The 14,939-nt window shown below is 70.4% G+C and carries 13 protein-coding genes; 2 read left to right on the top strand and 11 right to left on the bottom strand.

What is annotated here, in order from left to right; genetic code table 11:
• From GT042_RS32495 to GT042_RS32535, 9 genes are all read right to left on the bottom strand, one after another.
• The coding region (locus GT042_RS32495) for an ATP-binding cassette domain-containing protein (protein ID WP_161312274.1) at positions 1-855 on the bottom strand (855 nt) is incomplete at its 3' end.
• 108 nt (positions 856-963) lie between these two features.
• A complete protein-coding gene (locus tag GT042_RS32500; protein ID WP_161312275.1) occupies positions 964-1,809 on the bottom strand; it encodes a DUF4097 family beta strand repeat-containing protein in 846 nt (281 codons plus the stop codon).
• Positions 1,810-1,900: 91 nt separating this feature from the next.
• The gene (locus GT042_RS32505) at positions 1,901-2,419 is read right to left on the bottom strand and encodes a hypothetical protein (protein ID WP_161312276.1); all 519 of its coding nucleotides are present in this window, start codon (positions 2,417-2,419) and stop codon (positions 1,901-1,903) included.
• Between the two features lie 167 nt (positions 2,420-2,586).
• Positions 2,587-3,162, bottom strand: a complete 576-nt coding sequence (locus GT042_RS32510; RefSeq protein ID WP_161312277.1) for a hypothetical protein — start codon at positions 3,160-3,162, stop codon at positions 2,587-2,589.
• Between the two features lie 72 nt (positions 3,163-3,234).
• Entirely contained in the window at positions 3,235-4,350 is a 1,116-nt protein-coding gene (locus GT042_RS32515; RefSeq protein ID WP_161312278.1) for a patatin-like phospholipase family protein, read from the bottom strand.
• Positions 4,347-5,387, bottom strand: a complete 1,041-nt coding sequence (locus GT042_RS32520) for a hypothetical protein (protein ID WP_161312279.1) — start codon at positions 5,385-5,387, stop codon at positions 4,347-4,349. The genes GT042_RS32515 and GT042_RS32520 overlap by 4 nt, the downstream gene beginning before the upstream one ends.
• Positions 5,384-6,214 (bottom strand): hypothetical protein, encoded by an 831-nt coding sequence (locus tag GT042_RS32525; protein ID WP_161312280.1) that lies wholly within the window; start codon positions 6,212-6,214, stop codon positions 5,384-5,386. Before GT042_RS32525 ends, GT042_RS32520 begins: the two co-directional genes overlap by 4 nt.
• Before the next feature lie 3 nt (positions 6,215-6,217).
• Positions 6,218-7,960 carry an Hsp70 family protein gene (locus GT042_RS32530; RefSeq protein WP_161312281.1) on the bottom strand — a complete coding sequence of 581 codons (1,743 nt, stop codon included), beginning with the start codon at positions 7,958-7,960 and terminating at the stop codon, positions 6,218-6,220.
• Between the two features lie 331 nt (positions 7,961-8,291).
• On the bottom strand, positions 8,292-9,101 hold the full coding sequence (locus GT042_RS32535) for an alpha/beta fold hydrolase (protein WP_161312282.1): 810 nt from the start codon (positions 9,099-9,101) through the stop codon (positions 8,292-8,294).
• Between the two features lie 163 nt (positions 9,102-9,264).
• On the opposite strand from GT042_RS32535, the gene GT042_RS32540 reads away from it, so the two are divergent.
• Entirely contained in the window at positions 9,265-9,996 is a 732-nt protein-coding gene (locus tag GT042_RS32540; protein ID WP_161312283.1) for a DUF4328 domain-containing protein, read from the top strand.
• A gap of 68 nt (positions 9,997-10,064) precedes the next feature.
• Here GT042_RS32540 and argS read toward each other — a convergent pair whose 3' ends face one another.
• On the bottom strand, positions 10,065-11,822 hold the full coding sequence (gene argS / locus GT042_RS32545; protein WP_161312284.1) for an arginine--tRNA ligase: 1,758 nt from the start codon (positions 11,820-11,822) through the stop codon (positions 10,065-10,067).
• A 136-nt stretch (positions 11,823-11,958) separates the two neighbouring features.
• Between argS and lysS the strand changes: the two genes are divergently transcribed.
• Positions 11,959-13,761, top strand: coding sequence for a lysine--tRNA ligase (lysS, locus tag GT042_RS32550; protein WP_161312285.1), 1,803 nt, complete (start codon positions 11,959-11,961; stop codon positions 13,759-13,761).
• 67 nt (positions 13,762-13,828) lie between these two features.
• Here lysS and GT042_RS32555 read toward each other — a convergent pair.
• On the bottom strand, positions 13,829-14,939 hold a 1,111-nt coding region (locus GT042_RS32555), incomplete at its 5' end, for a hypothetical protein (protein ID WP_237531431.1).

A 14,939-nucleotide genomic window follows, 5' to 3' on the forward strand; every position in this document is an offset into this window, starting at 1 on the left:
GCCGTCGCCGGGGATCCGCAACGCCAGCGCCTCGTCGTCCCGGGTGGCGGCGTCGCCCAGCGCGGCGGCGGCGCCGCGGTAGGCGGCCGGGTCGGAGAAGCGGAGTCGTACGTGTCCGCCGGGGACGAGCCGCTTCAGCTCGTCGGCGCTTCCCTCGGCGGCGATTTTGCCGTCGTGCAACACGGCGATCCGGTCGGCGAGTTCGTCGGCCTCCTCCAGGTACTGGGTGGTGAGGAAGACGGTGACGCCGCCCGTGACCAGTTCGCGGATGACGCCCCACATGGTGTGACGGCTGCGCGGGTCCAGGCCGGTGGTCGGCTCGTCGAGGAAGATGATCCGCGGGTCGCCGACGAGCGTCATGGCGATGTCGAGGCGGCGCTTCATGCCGCCGGAGTAGGTCGAGGCGGGCTTCTTCGCGGCGTCGGTGAGGTCGAACCGGTCGAGGAGTTCGGCCGTCACCCGCCGCCCCTCGCGCTGGGACAGGTGGTGCAGGTCCGCCATGAGGAGCATGTTCTCCTCGCCGGTGATCAGTCCGTCGACGGCGGAGAACTGCCCGGTGACGCCGATCGCGGCGCGCACCTGGTGCGGTGAGGTGGCGATGTCGTGGCCCGCGACCTGGGCCTGGCCGCCGTCGGCGGCGATGAGCGTGGACAGGATCTTCACGACGGTGGTCTTGCCGGCGCCGTTCGGCCCGAGCAGGGCGAAGACGGAGCCGGCCGGGATGCGGAGGTCGATGCCGTCGAGGACGGTCTTGTCGCCGTACGACTTGCGCAGGCCGATCGTGGAGATGGCGGTCGGCGACGGGTGGCCGTCGCTGTCGCTCATTCTGGGCGTGGGCATGACAGATGAAGGCATGGGGCCCTCCCGTTAGAAGGCGTGAGTGGTGGGGTGGGGAAGTGAAGTATTGAAGTGGGGATGTGGGGGGTGGAGCGGGCGGGCCGGGGTCGTGATCCCCGGCCCGGGTCAGGCCCTGGCGCGGCGGATGTCGACGTTGCCGTACCGGGTGCGGGCGCGGACCTTGACGGTGTCCTCGCTCTCCTCCGGGGTCTCGGACGGGGTGAGCGTGTTGCGTACCTGGCCCGACTGGGAGCTGACGTCGAGCCAGGCCGCCGTACCCTCGCGGACGCCGACCTCGATGGCGCCGTAGGAGGTCTCCAGCTGGACGGTGCCGCGTACCACTTCGGCGACGCGCAGGGTGCCGTGGGCCGTGGTGGCGGTGACCGAGTCCTCGGCGCGCTCGACGGTGATGTCGCCGTTGGAACCGTTCACCCGCAGGTCACCGGTGGCGGTGCCGACGGTGGTGGTGCCGTGCGAGTTCTTCAGGACGGCGGGGCCGTCGACCGTACCGACGCGCAGGCTGCCGGAGCTGGTGGTGATCTCCGCCAGGCCCTCGACCCGTTCGACGGTGATCGAGCCGTGGGAGGCGGTCAGGTGGAGCGCTCCCGTCGTCTCCAGGCGGACGTCACCGGACGAGGTCTTCACCCGTACGTCTCCGAGCCGGCCCTCGCCGAGTACCTGGGTCCAGGCGCCGGTCAGGTCGACGTCGGAGTCCGTGGGGAGTTCGACCGTCACGTCGACCGTGCCGGTGCGTCCGAGGGGGTAGCGCTGCTTGGGCGTACGGACGGTCAGGACCCCGCTCGTGTACGTGACCTCGGTCTGCTCGGCGGCCCGTACGTCCTGGTCCTTCTTCGGGTCGCGGGGAGCCACCGCCACCACGGTGTCGGCGCGGTCGGCCGCGGCGAACTGGATGGATCCGGCGTCGACGCGGGCGTTGACGGAGATGGGCAGGGGAGTGTCGAAAGAAGGCATGGCTGTCTCGTCCTCTTGGGTCGTGGGTGCGTCCCCGCTGGTGGGACGTGGTGTGGGTGAAGTGGTGTGCGTGGGGCGGGTCCGGGTGCGGCTAGCGCACCCAGCCCGTGATGCTCTGTCCGATGGACTGGGTTTTCTGGGTCGTACGGGGCCGGGCGCCCCCGTCGACCGCCGCCGACACGGCCCGTACCAGCCACGCGTTGACCGACAGGCCCTCGCGGTTCGCGGCCTCCTCGGCGCGGGCCTTGAGGGGCGCGGGCAGGCGGAGGTTGACGCGGGCGGTGCCGCCCTCGTCGCCGTCGGCGGGCGCGTGCGCCTTGAGCGGCTCGGTGGACGCGGCCGGCTCGGCGGGGGTGCCCCCGTCGGTGGGCGGCCGGGTCACCACGAAGTCGGGGTCGATCCCGCGCAGCCGTACGTCGACCGAGCCGGGGGCGAGCTCGCGGGTGATCTCGTCCGTCGCGGCGGAGAGCACGTTGAGCATGGTCAGCCGGGCCGCCGACTCCAGCGGAGCGGTGAGCCGGTCGGCCAGCTCGCGGGCTTCGTCGCCACCGGCTTCGGCGGCCACCGCGAGTTCGCGGCGGAGGGAGTCGACATACGGGGTGAGGTCCATGACGCCATCATGGCATCAGAGTGGCACCACGCGCAAGCCTTGGGTTGGTGTTGTGGGGGTGATGGCTTGTGTGGCTGCCTTGACCTGCGGAAACGTGATGGCGCCACCTTGGCAAAAGGTGGCGCCATCTGGTGTCAGGTGGTGCCAAGGCTGGCGTCAGCCCTGGTTCAGGGGCCGCCGACCGCGCTGAAATCGAGGTTGGTGACGCTGTGGTGCCAGGCCAGGGCCACGAGGACGAGGAGCACGCCGTACACAGTGGCGGGCGCGGCTGTCCAGACGGAGAGGTGCGGGGCGGCCTTGATCAGCATCAGGACGACGTAGAGGACGTCGATGAGACCGACACCCAGGTACGCGATGAGGGTCGCGGAGCGCTGCCAGCGGGCCGCCGTGTGCGGGTTGGAGGCGCGTTCGCTGGCGGTGACGCCGAGGACGGCGCGGTCCAGACGGGGACCGTTCGGGGGTTCCACGGCGTCCAGGAGCGCCTTCTCAAGGGTGAGGATGGAGCGGGCCCGGACGCCGGCCAGATTGACCATCTGGGCCTGGAAGGCCAGGACGCAGATCAGCGGGAACGGCAGCAGGCTGATGGCCCAGCCCAGCAGGTCCAGCTTGTCGTAGAAGGCGATCGTGCCCACGAGGTACGTGACGGCGGCTCCCATGGTGGCGAGGCTGACAGTGAGGGTGCTGGACCGGTCGGCACGGTCGGACTGGTAGATGGCGGTGAGCACGTCCAGGCGGTCGGACAACTACGCCCCCTAGGCGATCGGTGGTTCCTCGTTGCTCGGTGATTCGCTCGGTGATTCGTCGGCCCACGCTCTTCACGGTGCGGGTGATTCGCCCTTGAGCCGCCGCAGGGCCGACAGCATCGCGGACTCGGCTTCATCGAGGGCGCCCCGGCGTCCCAGGAGCTTCTCGATCTCGTCGAAGCGCCTGGTCGCGTCGCGGTAGCCGAGGACGCGCAGGGCGGCCATGCGGTCGGGCGAGAAGTTCATCAAGCCGGTCATCGGCCCGAGCGGGCCCGGGGGTACGACCGGAAGGCTCGGCCGGATGTCGACGCGGACGAGGCCGGTGGCGGCGCCCGGCGCCACCCGGGCATCGGGGTGCAGGTGCAGGACGACAAGGATGTCGCAGTGCTCCGCCGAGGCGAACGCGCGGACCGGCGTACGGTCACCGCGGCCCAGTCCACCGTCGAGGTACGCGCATCCGTCGATCACCCGGGTCGGGAAGACGAACGGGAGCGCGGCGCTGGCCAGGACGGCGTCGCGGACCTGCGGCGCCTCAAGGTCGTTGAGCGGGATGATGGTGGCTCGCGCACCGCCCATCCAGCGGCCGACCTCCCTCAGGTACCGCACCCGTTCCGGCACGGCACGGTGGGTCGACAGCGGATAGGCGGTGACCCACACGGGCAGCCCAGCACGGATGCGGTCGGCGTCCACTGCCTCGTCGATCAGTTCTTCCAGGAGGCCGGTCCGCTGCTTGAGAGCACGCAGGCGCGGCCCCAGCCGCCGTATCTGCTGTGACGTGCTCTCCATGGCGACACCGGCCTCGTCCAGCGGCAGCCCCCGGGCCTCGGACGGCGGGACTCCCATACGGATGGAGAAGCGTTCCCAGAAAGCGGCCAGTTGCCGGACGCCGTGGAAGAAGGTCTCTCCACTGGCCAGTACGGCGCCGTTGAGGGCACCGATGCTGGTGCCGGCGATCGCGGACACGCGGAAGCCCCGCTCGGCCATGTAGTCCAGGACTCCGAGCTCGTAGGCGCCCTTGGCCCCGCCGCCCGCCAGCACCAGTCCGACGCGTACGGAGGAGTGCGGGGAGCGGGGCGCCCGGGACCGGCCGGCCGGGGCGGGGGACGGCTCCTGGCGCGCGGGCCCCGGACGCAGGGCCACCTCCAGGGCCTTTCGGCGAAGGTCGCCGAAGTCGGCCGAGCCAGTCATGAGGCCTTCCCCGTGCCCGTTGCTGTCGCTGCCGTTCCCGCCCCTGTCCCCTTCTCCTGGAGCCGGGAGCGGCGCGCGGCCGCTTCCGTGAACTGCTCCCCGACCAGTTGCCGCAGCAACTCCTCGGCGGTCAGGCTCGCGGCGACGTAACGGGTGCCGTTGCGGACCGCGCCGCGCAGTGCCTTGGTCGCCGCGGCGTCGGGGTCCGTGCCCCGGACCGTGGTCGCCGCCGCCGTGCTGAGCGCGGTGCTCAACGGACCCCGCGCACGGGTCAGTTCCTCCCGAAGCCCCGCCCCCAGCAGTTCCGCGAGCATGGTCCTGTGATCGTCGCCCGGGAGATGGCGGGTGGCTTCGGCGAGCAGGCCGGCCACGGATCTCACACCGTCGTACCACGGTGTCGGCGGGTCCTGGAGCATGCGCTCGACCAGCTCCTGTTCGACGTGGGCGTCGCGTGCGGTGTCCGAGAACTCCCCGGCGGGGCCGGCCGCGACCTCCCGGGCCAGCAGTACGGCCCCGAAGAGGCGGCCCAGCCCCGCGTCGGGGCGGGGGTGGCGCCAGCGGCGTACCGCGTCGTCGATGGCGAGCCTGCTCTCGACCTTGCGCAGCCGCTCGTCGTGCCCGGCCAGCCCGCGCCCGGTCTGTTCGGCGAGTTCCCCGAGGACGAGGGCGAGTTCGCGGATACTGCCCTCGGCCCACCGCACGCGGCCGTCGAGCCCCTTCACATCCTCGCGCACCCGGGCCACCTCGTCGGAGACCTCGGCGACGACCAGGTCGGTGACCGCGAGCCGGGTGGTGAGGCCGGACAGCCAGGCCAGGGTGTCGCGTTGAGCGCCGACCAGGGCGCCGGTGACGGCGAGGTCCTGTCTGCGTCGGCGCCCGGTGACCTGGCCCAGCAGTCTGGCGAAGAACCCCTCGCGCACCGTGGCCCGTACGAGGTCGTCCGCTGTGTGCAGGTCGTTGAGCAGTTCGAGGAGGAGCCGGTCGTCCACCAGGGGGACGCCCAGGGCGACTTCGCGCGGGTTCAGCGGGCGGTTCACCGGTGGGCCACCGGGGTGAGGAACACGACGGGCAGGCTCAGGCTCCGCGGCCGGTCGCCTCCCACGACGTACGCGGGAGCGATCAGGAACTCCGGGCGCGCGTCGTCGGCCTGCTGTTCCCACGGCTGGTGGCTGTCCGCCGGCAGGGCCGTGACGTCGGTTTCGAAGTCGAGTGCGGCGGGGAGAGCGAGGCCCGCCACGCCCTCGCGCAGCTCCGACGCCCGCTGGAAGACGGCGGGGAACTGGCCCCGGAAACCAGGCACTTCGGTGGCCAGACCGAGTTCCCGCAGCCGGGCGGTGACCTCCTCCTGGGCGCTGGACATCGGCCGGTCGAGCGGGTGGAACAGGAGCACGACAAGTTGCGCGACGGCCCGGGCGCGGCGCCGCGCCAGCTCCGTGCGCCCCTCGTCCTCCTCCTTGGGGCACAGCAGCCGTCCGAGGTCCCGGAGGGACTGCGTCACCAGCGTCCGGTACGTCTCGGCGAGCGGGAGGTGATCACGATGGAGGTCGGAGGTGGCGCGGCCCGTGTCGATCGCTTCGCGTACCCCTTGGTCGCGCAGGGCGTTCAGCAGCAACTCGACGTTGCGGGCCACGGTGTCGACCCGCTCGCCGAGACCTTCCAGGGCGCTGAGCACGGCGTTCGTCGCCTGGTCCGTCCGAGCGGTGAGGATCTCGGTCTGCCGGTCGATGTCCAGGGCGAACTGCTCGCGCAGCTGCGCGTACAAGGCGGCGGCGTCGCCCTGGTTCTTGTTCTTCTTGTTTCCTCCCCACCAGGAGGACTCGTCCTCTTCGTGATCACGTCCGTAGTTGTAAGGGCCCTGCTCCATGAATCACTCACCCGCCTTGCCGTGCCGTCCGTACAGCTCCGTGAAGGTGATGGTGGCCTTGCGGCGCGCGCCGCTGACCCGGTCGCAGGTTTCCACGGCGATCTCCGAGCCGCCGAAGGCGAAGTAGATGTCCACCCTTCGCTCGGTCGACAGCAGCTTCGTGGAGCCGGACACGTCCGCGGCAACTGTTCCCACCAATTCACAGCCCGCCTCGTCGGTGTACTGGGGTTCGTCGCTGAAGGTCGCGAACAGAGAGAGGTTCACGGTGCGTTGGTCGGGATACGGAATCCCTATGTCGTCCTTGATGATCCGGTCCACGGGGACGGGATCGCCGCGCCGCACCATGATGCCGAATCGCTTGTCACACCTCACCTTCTTTTCGGGGTCGGTGAAGCGCTTGGCCTCCGGGTCCACCCCCTCACGGAAGGGCTTGGAGCAGATGTAGCCGTACGTGTACTTCGAGCGGCGTTCCCAGATGACGGACGGGTCATAGGCGAAGTGCACGGCCCCGCCCAGGACGGCGACCGCGGGATCCTGCGGGATCAGGACCTCGACCTCGCCGCCGAACCGCTGGGCGATCCGGTCCCGCAGATAGGTGGAGCGGGCGAATCCGCCGACGACGAGGATCTGGTCCACCCCGTCGCCGGTGCCGTGGTCGACCACGCTCCGGTGCTGCCGCTCGATCGTCTCCAGGACGCGACCGACCACCGACTCGTGCAGGTCGGTGACCTCCTCCGGGGTCAGGACGAGGTGGTACGGATCGTCGAACGCCTCCTCGGTCAGCCGCTCCCTGGTCGGCTCGGCGAGCGCCTCCCAGAGACGGCCGGGCACTTCGATGTCACAGGAGCCGGTGAAGACCGGCGTGCCGTCGGGGGTCGTCTCGGAGTGCAGGCCGGTCTTCTGTTCCTCCCAGCGGTCCTCCAGCAGGGCGATCTCCCGGGCGTGGGAGACCGTCAGTGCCTTCAACTGCTCGATGCCGAAACGGTCGGCGAGCACCCGCTCGACAAAGTGCTGGTTGATGTAGGCCGATCCGAGCGGGCCGCCGTCAGGGATGCCGACCTCGGCCAGCCGGTTGGTTTCGAGGCCGTCCGTGCGGATCTGGTAGCTCGTGATGTCGACGGTGCCTCCGCCGCAGTCGACCACCATGAAGCGGCTGCCGGCTGTCTCGACGTCGAGCCGGCCTTCCGGCCGCGTCGGCCCGAGCAGGGTGCCCGGAGTGAGCGCGCAGTAAATGGCCGCCGCCTCCGGCTCGCTGACGAGCAGCAGCCTTTCCTCCGAGGAGGGCATGCCCGCCTCGGCGGCGGCGTCGCGCATCGCCTGTTTCTCGGCGTCCTTCCAGATCGCGGGTACGGTGACGCACCAGCGGATGTCGTCCTCCGTGAATCCGATACCGCGGAAGCTCGTCGCGTGGATCTCTTTGAGGGCTGTCCGGTAGAGCTTCCCGAGACAGTCCGAGATCAACTTCTTCACCGTCCGCCGGCCGGGACGGGCGAGGCTGCCGTGGAAGCGCGTCACGTCGGCCTGCGGGGCGTCGGACCGTAACGCCATCTTGAACCTGGTGGCGTATCCGAGACGGTCCGGATTTCCCCGGGCGTCCGCGGCCTGCCAGCGTTTGCGGGCCTTGAACCCGAACTCCACGGCGGTTCCGTCCCGATCCACCAGGACGGCCGTCAGGTCCTTCGGATAGGAACTACTGCCGCCCCGGGTGACGAAGTCCTGGTAGGCGATCAAGCGATTGTTGGTCATGTTCTGTAAATTCGACACGGTTGCCCAGGCAAATCCGGAGCCGTGTGTTCCGAAATCGATGGCCACGACTATTTTGGGCACGAAAACGCCGTCGGACGGTGAACGGTTCATCCCAGCCCCCCTCTTGGACCGGACGAGGGCAGGGCAAAAGGAGATTCGCGTTCTCAGGCCCCACCCTCATGCGCACGAACCAGCCTACCGAGCGGCTGATTCAATGCGGTGTTCTTTCCCACAGGTCCGTTGTGAAAACACGTAAAAATGTTGGTCGGGGAGGGAGGTTCCGAAGATCGTATCGGGGGGAATTCCGCGCCGGTCGTGGGCGTGGCACGCACTATTCGGTGAGTGCCGCCTCCGAGACAGCCGCCGGGGCGTCCCGCTGGACGGAGTGGCCGGCGCCCTCCACGACGGACCAGTGGAAGTCCGCCTTCGTCTGCTGGACGCGCCGCGCCTCCTCCGCTGTGAAGGACGGCCCGTGGCGGGGGTCCGCGGCGAGCACGGTCACCGGGCAGGTGGTGCGCGCGAGGGCCGATTCGTACGACCAGGGGATGTTCTGCCGGAGGAAGCTCTCAACGACGTACGGGCTGGTGCGCGCCGCGGCCTGCACCTTGAGGAAGACGTCCTCGGGGTGCCAGAGCGGGTGGTCGCGGAGCAGGGTGTCCGGCTCGGCGCGCAGTTCGTCGGTCAGCGCGTGTACGAGGCCGTCCGCGCCGCCCGCGACGGTGATCACCGGGTCGATCAGCAGGAGGCGCGCCGCCCAGCCGGGCGCGGTGTCGGCGGCGGCGGTCGCGACCAGGCCGCCGAGGGAGTGGCCGACGACGAGGTCCCAGGGGCGGGGGACGGTGGTGTGCTCCGGGCTGTCGGTGTCCTCCGGGCCGCCGGTGTGCTCCGGAGTCAGGGCCAGGACGTCGGCGGCGAAGCCCGCTATGTCGTAGCGGAGGGTCCGCGGCGCCAGGCCGTGGCCGCGCAGGTCAGGGGCGGTGACGGCCCAGCCCGCCGCGGCCAGGTCGTCCGCCAGCCGCCACCAGCAGGCCCCCGCCGAGGTCAGGCCGTGGAGCAGCAGGGCGTGGCGGGAGGCGTCGGGCGGGCCCCAGCGCAGAAGGGGCAGGGTCACGGCGACCGGCGAGGCGGCAATGCTGTCCATCTCGTCATACAACCATGCCCCGGTGGTGAGCCGAGGGGGCGCGTGTATGCGTCTTCCGCCCGCCGTAATGATCTCCGTGGACAGTCGGTCGTCGGCCCGCGTATGTTCCAGCGGTGCCGCCGATCGGCGGTCTTTTTTCTGTGGGGGGTCCACCGTCATGTCCATGAGTCCCGTGCTGCCCAGACCCGGCCCGTTGCGTTCGCCCGTCGGCCTGTCCCACGTGGTGATCCTGATGCTCGGAGTCGCCATCACGGCCGATCTGTTCTCGCTGGTGGTCGGCCTCAACCTCCATGCGGCGTGGAGTGACGTGCTGTCGGCCGGATATGACGGATCGTCGGGCGATTCCTACGAGCGCGTCGAGACCCTCTACGGCCTGTCCGGCGGAATGCAGGGTCTCTCGCTCCTGGTCTGTGCCGTGCTGTTCATCAGCTGGTTCCACCGGGTTCGCGGCAACGCGCAGACCTTCGCCCCCGACGCGCACAGCAAGTCGAGCGCCTGGGCGGTGTGGGGGTGGCTCGTGCCCGTCGTGAGCCTCTGGTATCCGCGCCGCATCGCCCTGGACATCTGGACCGCCAGCGGGCCGGATCCGTACCTGGGGCTTGCCAAGCCCCCCTCGCGCGGCCTGATCAACGCCTGGTGGACTCTGTGGCTCGCCACCTTGTTCTACGGGAATCTGGCGTCGCGGATGTACGAGCGGGCGGAGGAAGGGACCGAAATCCAGCGGGCGCTCGTGCAGCTGATGGCGTCCGACGTCATCGACATCGCCGCCGCCGTGCTGGCGATCCTGGTGGTGCGCCAACTCACCGCGATGCAGCGGGAGAAGGTGATGGGGCCGGTGGGGTTGTCCGGCGATCAGCGGACAGGGACGCCCGGGAGCTCGCTGCCCCGGCCGTGAGCAGACGTTCCTGATGTCGCGGCCGGGGGTCGGAGGCGGGGTCCGGCGGCGGGCGGGCCGCCGGATCGTCAGAGGCGTTCCGGCGACCGGATCCCCAGCAGCGCCAGGCCCTGCTGGAGTGTGCGCGCCGTGAGGTCGCAGAGGAAGAGGCGGTTCTCGACCAGGGCCGGTGACTCCGCCTTGAGGACCGGGCACTGGTCGTAGAACGTCGTGAACAGCGAGGCCAGTTGGTAGAGGTACGCGGCGAGCTTGTGCGGCTCGTACGCGGTCGCCACCTCGGCGAGCACCTCACCGAACTGGTCCAGGTGCAGTCCCAACGCCCGTTCCGCCGGGGCGAGTTCGAGTTCCGCGTGAGCGGCGGGGCCGACGTCCCCGGCCTTCCGGACGATCGACTGGATCCGCGCGTACGCGTACTGGATGTACACGGACGTGTCACCGTGGAGCGAGACCATCTGGTCGAGGTCGAACTTGTAGTCCCGGACGGCCGACGTGGAGAGATCCGCGTACTTCACCGCGCCGATGCCCACCTGCTCGCCCCGCTCGGCGATCTCCTGCTCCGTGAGGTCGCGAGCCTTTTCCCGTACGACCGCCGTCGCCCGCTCCACGGCTTCGTCCAGCAGGTCCTCCAGCCGTACGGTCTCGCCCTCCCGGGTCTTGAACGGCTTGCCGTCCTTGCCGAGCACCGTGCCGAACGCGAGCTGGACGGCCTTCGTGCCCTCGCCCAGCCAGCCGGCCCGCCGCGCCGTCTCGAAGACCATCTTGAAGTGCAGCGACTGCCGCGCGTCGACCACGTACAGCAGAGTCGTCGCGTCCAGCCGCGTCACCCGGTCCCGGATCGCGGAGAGGTCCGTGGCCGCGTAGCCGTACCCGCCGTTCGACTTCTTGACGATCAGCGGGACCTGGTTGCCGTCCGGGCCCAGCACGTCGTCGAAGAACACGCACAGCGCGCCCTCGGAGCGGACCGCGACCCCGGTCTCCTCCAGGATCCGGCAGGTGTCCTCCAGCATGTCGTTGTAGCCCGACTCGCCCACGACGTCGGGGTCGTGGATCTCCATGTCGAGCTTGTCGAAGACGGAGTAGAAGTAGATCTTCGACTCGTCCACGAACTTCTGCCAGAGGGTGAGCGTCTCCTTGTCGCCGGCCTGGAGCGCCACCACCCGGTCCCGCGACCGGGCCTTGAACTCCTCGTCGGAGTCGAAGAGCGCGCGCGACGCCTTGTAGAGCCGGTTCAGGTTCGACATGGCCGTCTCGCCGTCGACGTCACCGGCCCGGTGGTCCAGTTCGTGCGGGTGCTCCGTCAAGTACTGGATGAGCATGCCGAACTGGGTGCCCCAGTCGCCGATGTGGTGGCGCCTGACCACCTTCTCGCCGGTGAACTCCAGGATCTCCACCATGGCCGCGCCGATCACGGCCGACCGCAGGTGCCCGACGTGCATCTCCTTGGCCACGTTCGGCTGCGCGTAGTCGATCACCGTCGTGCCGGGGTGGGCCGCGAAGGGCACCCCGAGCCGGTCGTCGGCGGCCCGCGCGGCCAGCGTCTCGGTGATCGCCCGGTCGGTGAGCGTGATGTTCAGGAAACCGGGGCCGGAGACCTCGATCTCCTTGATCACGTCGTTGGCCGCCAGCGCGGCGACGACCTGGCCCGCCAGCTCCCTCGGGTTTCCCTTGAGCTTCTTGGCGAGCGCCAGAATGCCGTTGGCCTGGAAGTCCGCCCGGTCGCTCCGACGCAACAGCGGATCGGCGGAGCCGGCCTCCGGCAGAGCTGCCGAGAGGGCGTCCGCGATGCGCTGATCGACGGTCGAGGCGAGGGAAGTGACCGGGGCCATGGCGGGGAGCCGTTCCTGTCGGGTACGGGGAGTCGCCCCAAGTATCCCATGGGCCATCAATCGGTTTTCGCTCTGTCACCGGGACCTGGGACAATGACGGTCGCCGGTTTTTCTGGGGCGTAGCTGAAAGAAGGACGTGCCGATCGTGGCTCAGAGCACCGAGGCCGACTGGGTCTCCCGTTTCGCGGACGACGTCATCGCCGAGTCGGAGCGGCGTGCGCCTGGGAAACCCGTCGTCGTCGCGTCCGGAATCTCCCCCTCGGGCCCGGTCCACCTGGGCAACCTGCGGGAGGTCATGACCCCGCACCTGGTCGCGGACGAGATCCGCCGCCGGGGGTACGAGGTCAGGCACCTGATCTCCTGGGACGACTACGACCGCTACCGCAAGGTGCCGAACGGCGTCCCGGGCATCGACGCGTCGTGGGCCGAGCACATCGGCAAGCCGCTGACCTCGGTGCCCGCCCCGGCCGGGTCCGCGTACCCGAACTGGGCCGAGCACTTCAAGGCCGCGCTGATCGGGTCCCTGGGCGAGCTGGGCATCGAGTACGACGGGATCAGCCAGACCGAGCAGTACACGGCCGGGACGTACCGCGCGCAGATCCTGCACGCGATGCGGCACCGCGGTGACATCGACGCGATCCTCGGGCGCTACCGGACGAAGGACAAGGCGGCGGGGGACGGGGCAGGGGCCGGAGCCGGGGCGGGAGCCGGGGCCGGAGGGGCAGGGGCTTCCAAGGCTCCCGCCAAGCAGCAGCAGAAGAAGCCCGAGGAGGCCGAGCTGGAGGCCGCCGAGGGCTCCGGCGCGGCGGAGGAGGACGACGGCAGCGGCGGATCCGCCGGCTACTTCCCGTACAAGCCCTACTGCGGCGGCTGCGGCAAGGACCTGACCACCGTCACCGCCTACGACGACGACACGACCGAGCTGACGTACACCTGTACCGCGTGCGGCTTCTCCGAGACGGTCCTGCTGAGCGAGTTCAACCGCGGCAAGCTCGTCTGGAAGGTCGACTGGCCGATGCGCTGGGCGTACGAGGGTGTGATCTTCGAGCCCTCCGGCGTCGACCACTCCTCGCCCGGCTCGTCCTTCGTCGTCGGCGGCCAGATCGTGCGCGAGATCTTCGACGGCGTCCAGCCGATCGGCCCGATGTACGCGTTCGTGGGCATCTCCGGGATGGCGAAGATGTCGTCCAGCAAGGGCGGGGTGCCGACGCCCGCCGACGCTCTGAAGATCATGGAGGCGCCGCTGCTGCGCTGGCTGTACGCGCGCCGCAGGCCGAACCAGTCCTTCAAGATCGCCTTCGACCAGGAGATCCAGCGGCTGTACGACGAGTGGGACGCCCTGGAGCGGAAGGTCGCCGACGGCTCCGTGCTGCCGGCGGACGCCGCCGCCTACGGACGCGCCACGGGCACGGCGGCCGGTGAGCTGCCGAGGACCCCGAGGCCGCTGCCGTACCGCACCCTCGCCTCCGTCGTGGACATCACGGCGGGCGCCGAGGAGCAGACCGTACGGATCCTCAGCGAACTGGACCCGGACCGGCCGCTGTCCTCGCTGGACGAGGTACGGCCCCGGCTGGACCGGGCGGAGAACTGGATCACCACGCAGGTGCCGGCCGAGGCGCGCACGGTCGTGCGCGACGAGCCGGACAAGGAGCTGCTGGGCTCGCTGGACGAGCAGGCGGCCGAATCGCTGCGGCTGCTGCTGGCCGGTCTGGACAGCCACTGGTCGCTGGACGGGCTGACGACCCTCGTGTACGGCGTGCCGAAGGTCCTCGCGGGGCTGGAGCCGGACGCCAAGCCGACGGCGGAGCTGAAGGTCGCGCAGCGGACGTTCTTCGCGCTGCTGTACCGGCTGCTGGTCGGGCGCGACACCGGGCCCCGGCTGCCCACGCTGCTGCTCGCGGTGGGGGCGGACCGGGTGCGGAGGCTGCTGGGGGCGTGAGGGGGAGTGCGTGAAGGGGGCCCTGTCCGGCTTGTTGCCGGGCGGGGCCCCCTTCATGGTGTTGTGGCTAGGCGATGTGCTCCGCGTCCAGCTCTTCCTGGAAGCGGTGCGGGAATTCGCTGAGGTACTTCTTCAGGGAAGCCTCCTTCAGCGGACCGCCGTTGCTCCCCTGGACTCCGTACAGGTCCATCAAGTACATGGCGAAATGCCGGGCGTTGGGCATTTCGTTGTTCTCCCTGACGTACCTGCGGAAGGCGGCGAAGTACGCCTCCTCGCGGTTCATGCCCTCGGGGAAGCTGGGCGCGGGCTGCTGCTCCTCGCGCTGGTCCTGGACCATGGCGTCGGGGAGGTCGTCGGTCGCCGGGTCAGGTACGAACGCCGGCTGGCCGGGGACGCCGCCGAGCGGGCGGCTGCGGCCGGGACCTGACGGGATCATCACCTGCGGGGACTCGGGGACGTCCGCGTAGGTCGGGTTGTACGAGCCTTCGTACGCGCCGTCCGGGACCAGCGGGGCGGCGAACCACGGGCTGACGGGGGCGGCCACCTGCTCGGCCTGGCCGACCTGCTCGGCCTGCTCGACCACCTGACCGGCCTGGGCGGCCACGGTCTCGGGGTGCTCCTGCGGGCCCTGGGGTTCCTGGGGATGGCCCTGCGGGCGCGCGCCGTTCTGGGACGGCTGCTGCGGGGCCTGGGGCTGGGTCTGGTTCTGATCCGGAAGCTGGGCCTGCGGCTGGAGTTGACCCTGGGCCTGCGGCTGGAGCTGCGCCTGCGGCTGGACTTGAGGTTGAACCTGCGGTTGGCCCTGGGGCGGAAGCTGTGCCTGGGGCGGGAGTTGGGCCTGCGGACCCGTCTGCGGGAGCGCCTGCGAACCCGCCTGCGCCACGGCCGCCGCCATCTCGCCCTGCCCCTGGGGCAGTTCGGCGGGTCGCGGCGCGGGCGGCAGCAGCATCGGCTCGATGCCGGCCGCCGCCAGGCCCGCCGGGGCGGTGTCCGCGAGCGGCACCCCGTACTTCGCCAGGCGCAGCGGCATCAGCGACTCGATCGGCGCCTTGCGCTTCCAGCCGCGCCCGAACCGCGCCTGGAGACGCGACTGGTAGATGAGCCGGTCCTGTTCGAGCTTGATGACCTGCTCGTACGAACGCAGCTCCCACAGCTTCATCCGGCGCCACAGCATGAAC

Origin of the sequence: Streptomyces sp. SID3212, from assembly GCF_009865405.1 — a bacterium.
Classification (GTDB): domain Bacteria; phylum Actinomycetota; class Actinomycetes; order Streptomycetales; family Streptomycetaceae; genus Streptomyces.

Bases quoted from the DNA above. Each gene is read 5' to 3' on its own strand.
- GT042_RS32500 (WP_161312275.1), bottom strand. From the start codon at position 1,809: ATGCCTTCTTTCGACACTCCCCTGCCCATCTCCGTCAACGCCCGCGTC.
- GT042_RS32505 (WP_161312276.1), bottom strand. From the start codon at position 2,419: ATGGACCTCACCCCGTATGTCGACTCCCTCCGCCGCGAACTCGCGGTG.
- GT042_RS32515 (WP_161312278.1), bottom strand. From the start codon at position 4,350: ATGACTGGCTCGGCCGACTTCGGCGACCTTCGCCGAAAGGCCCTGGAG.
- GT042_RS32525 (WP_161312280.1), bottom strand. From the start codon at position 6,214: ATGGAGCAGGGCCCTTACAACTACGGACGTGATCACGAAGAGGACGAG.
- GT042_RS32530 (WP_161312281.1), bottom strand. From the start codon at position 7,960: ATGACCAACAATCGCTTGATCGCCTACCAGGACTTCGTCACCCGGGGC.
- GT042_RS32535 (WP_161312282.1), bottom strand. From the start codon at position 9,101: ATGGACAGCATTGCCGCCTCGCCGGTCGCCGTGACCCTGCCCCTTCTG.
- GT042_RS32540 (WP_161312283.1), top strand. From the start codon at position 9,265: ATGAGTCCCGTGCTGCCCAGACCCGGCCCGTTGCGTTCGCCCGTCGGC.
- argS (WP_161312284.1), bottom strand. From the start codon at position 11,822: ATGGCCCCGGTCACTTCCCTCGCCTCGACCGTCGATCAGCGCATCGCG.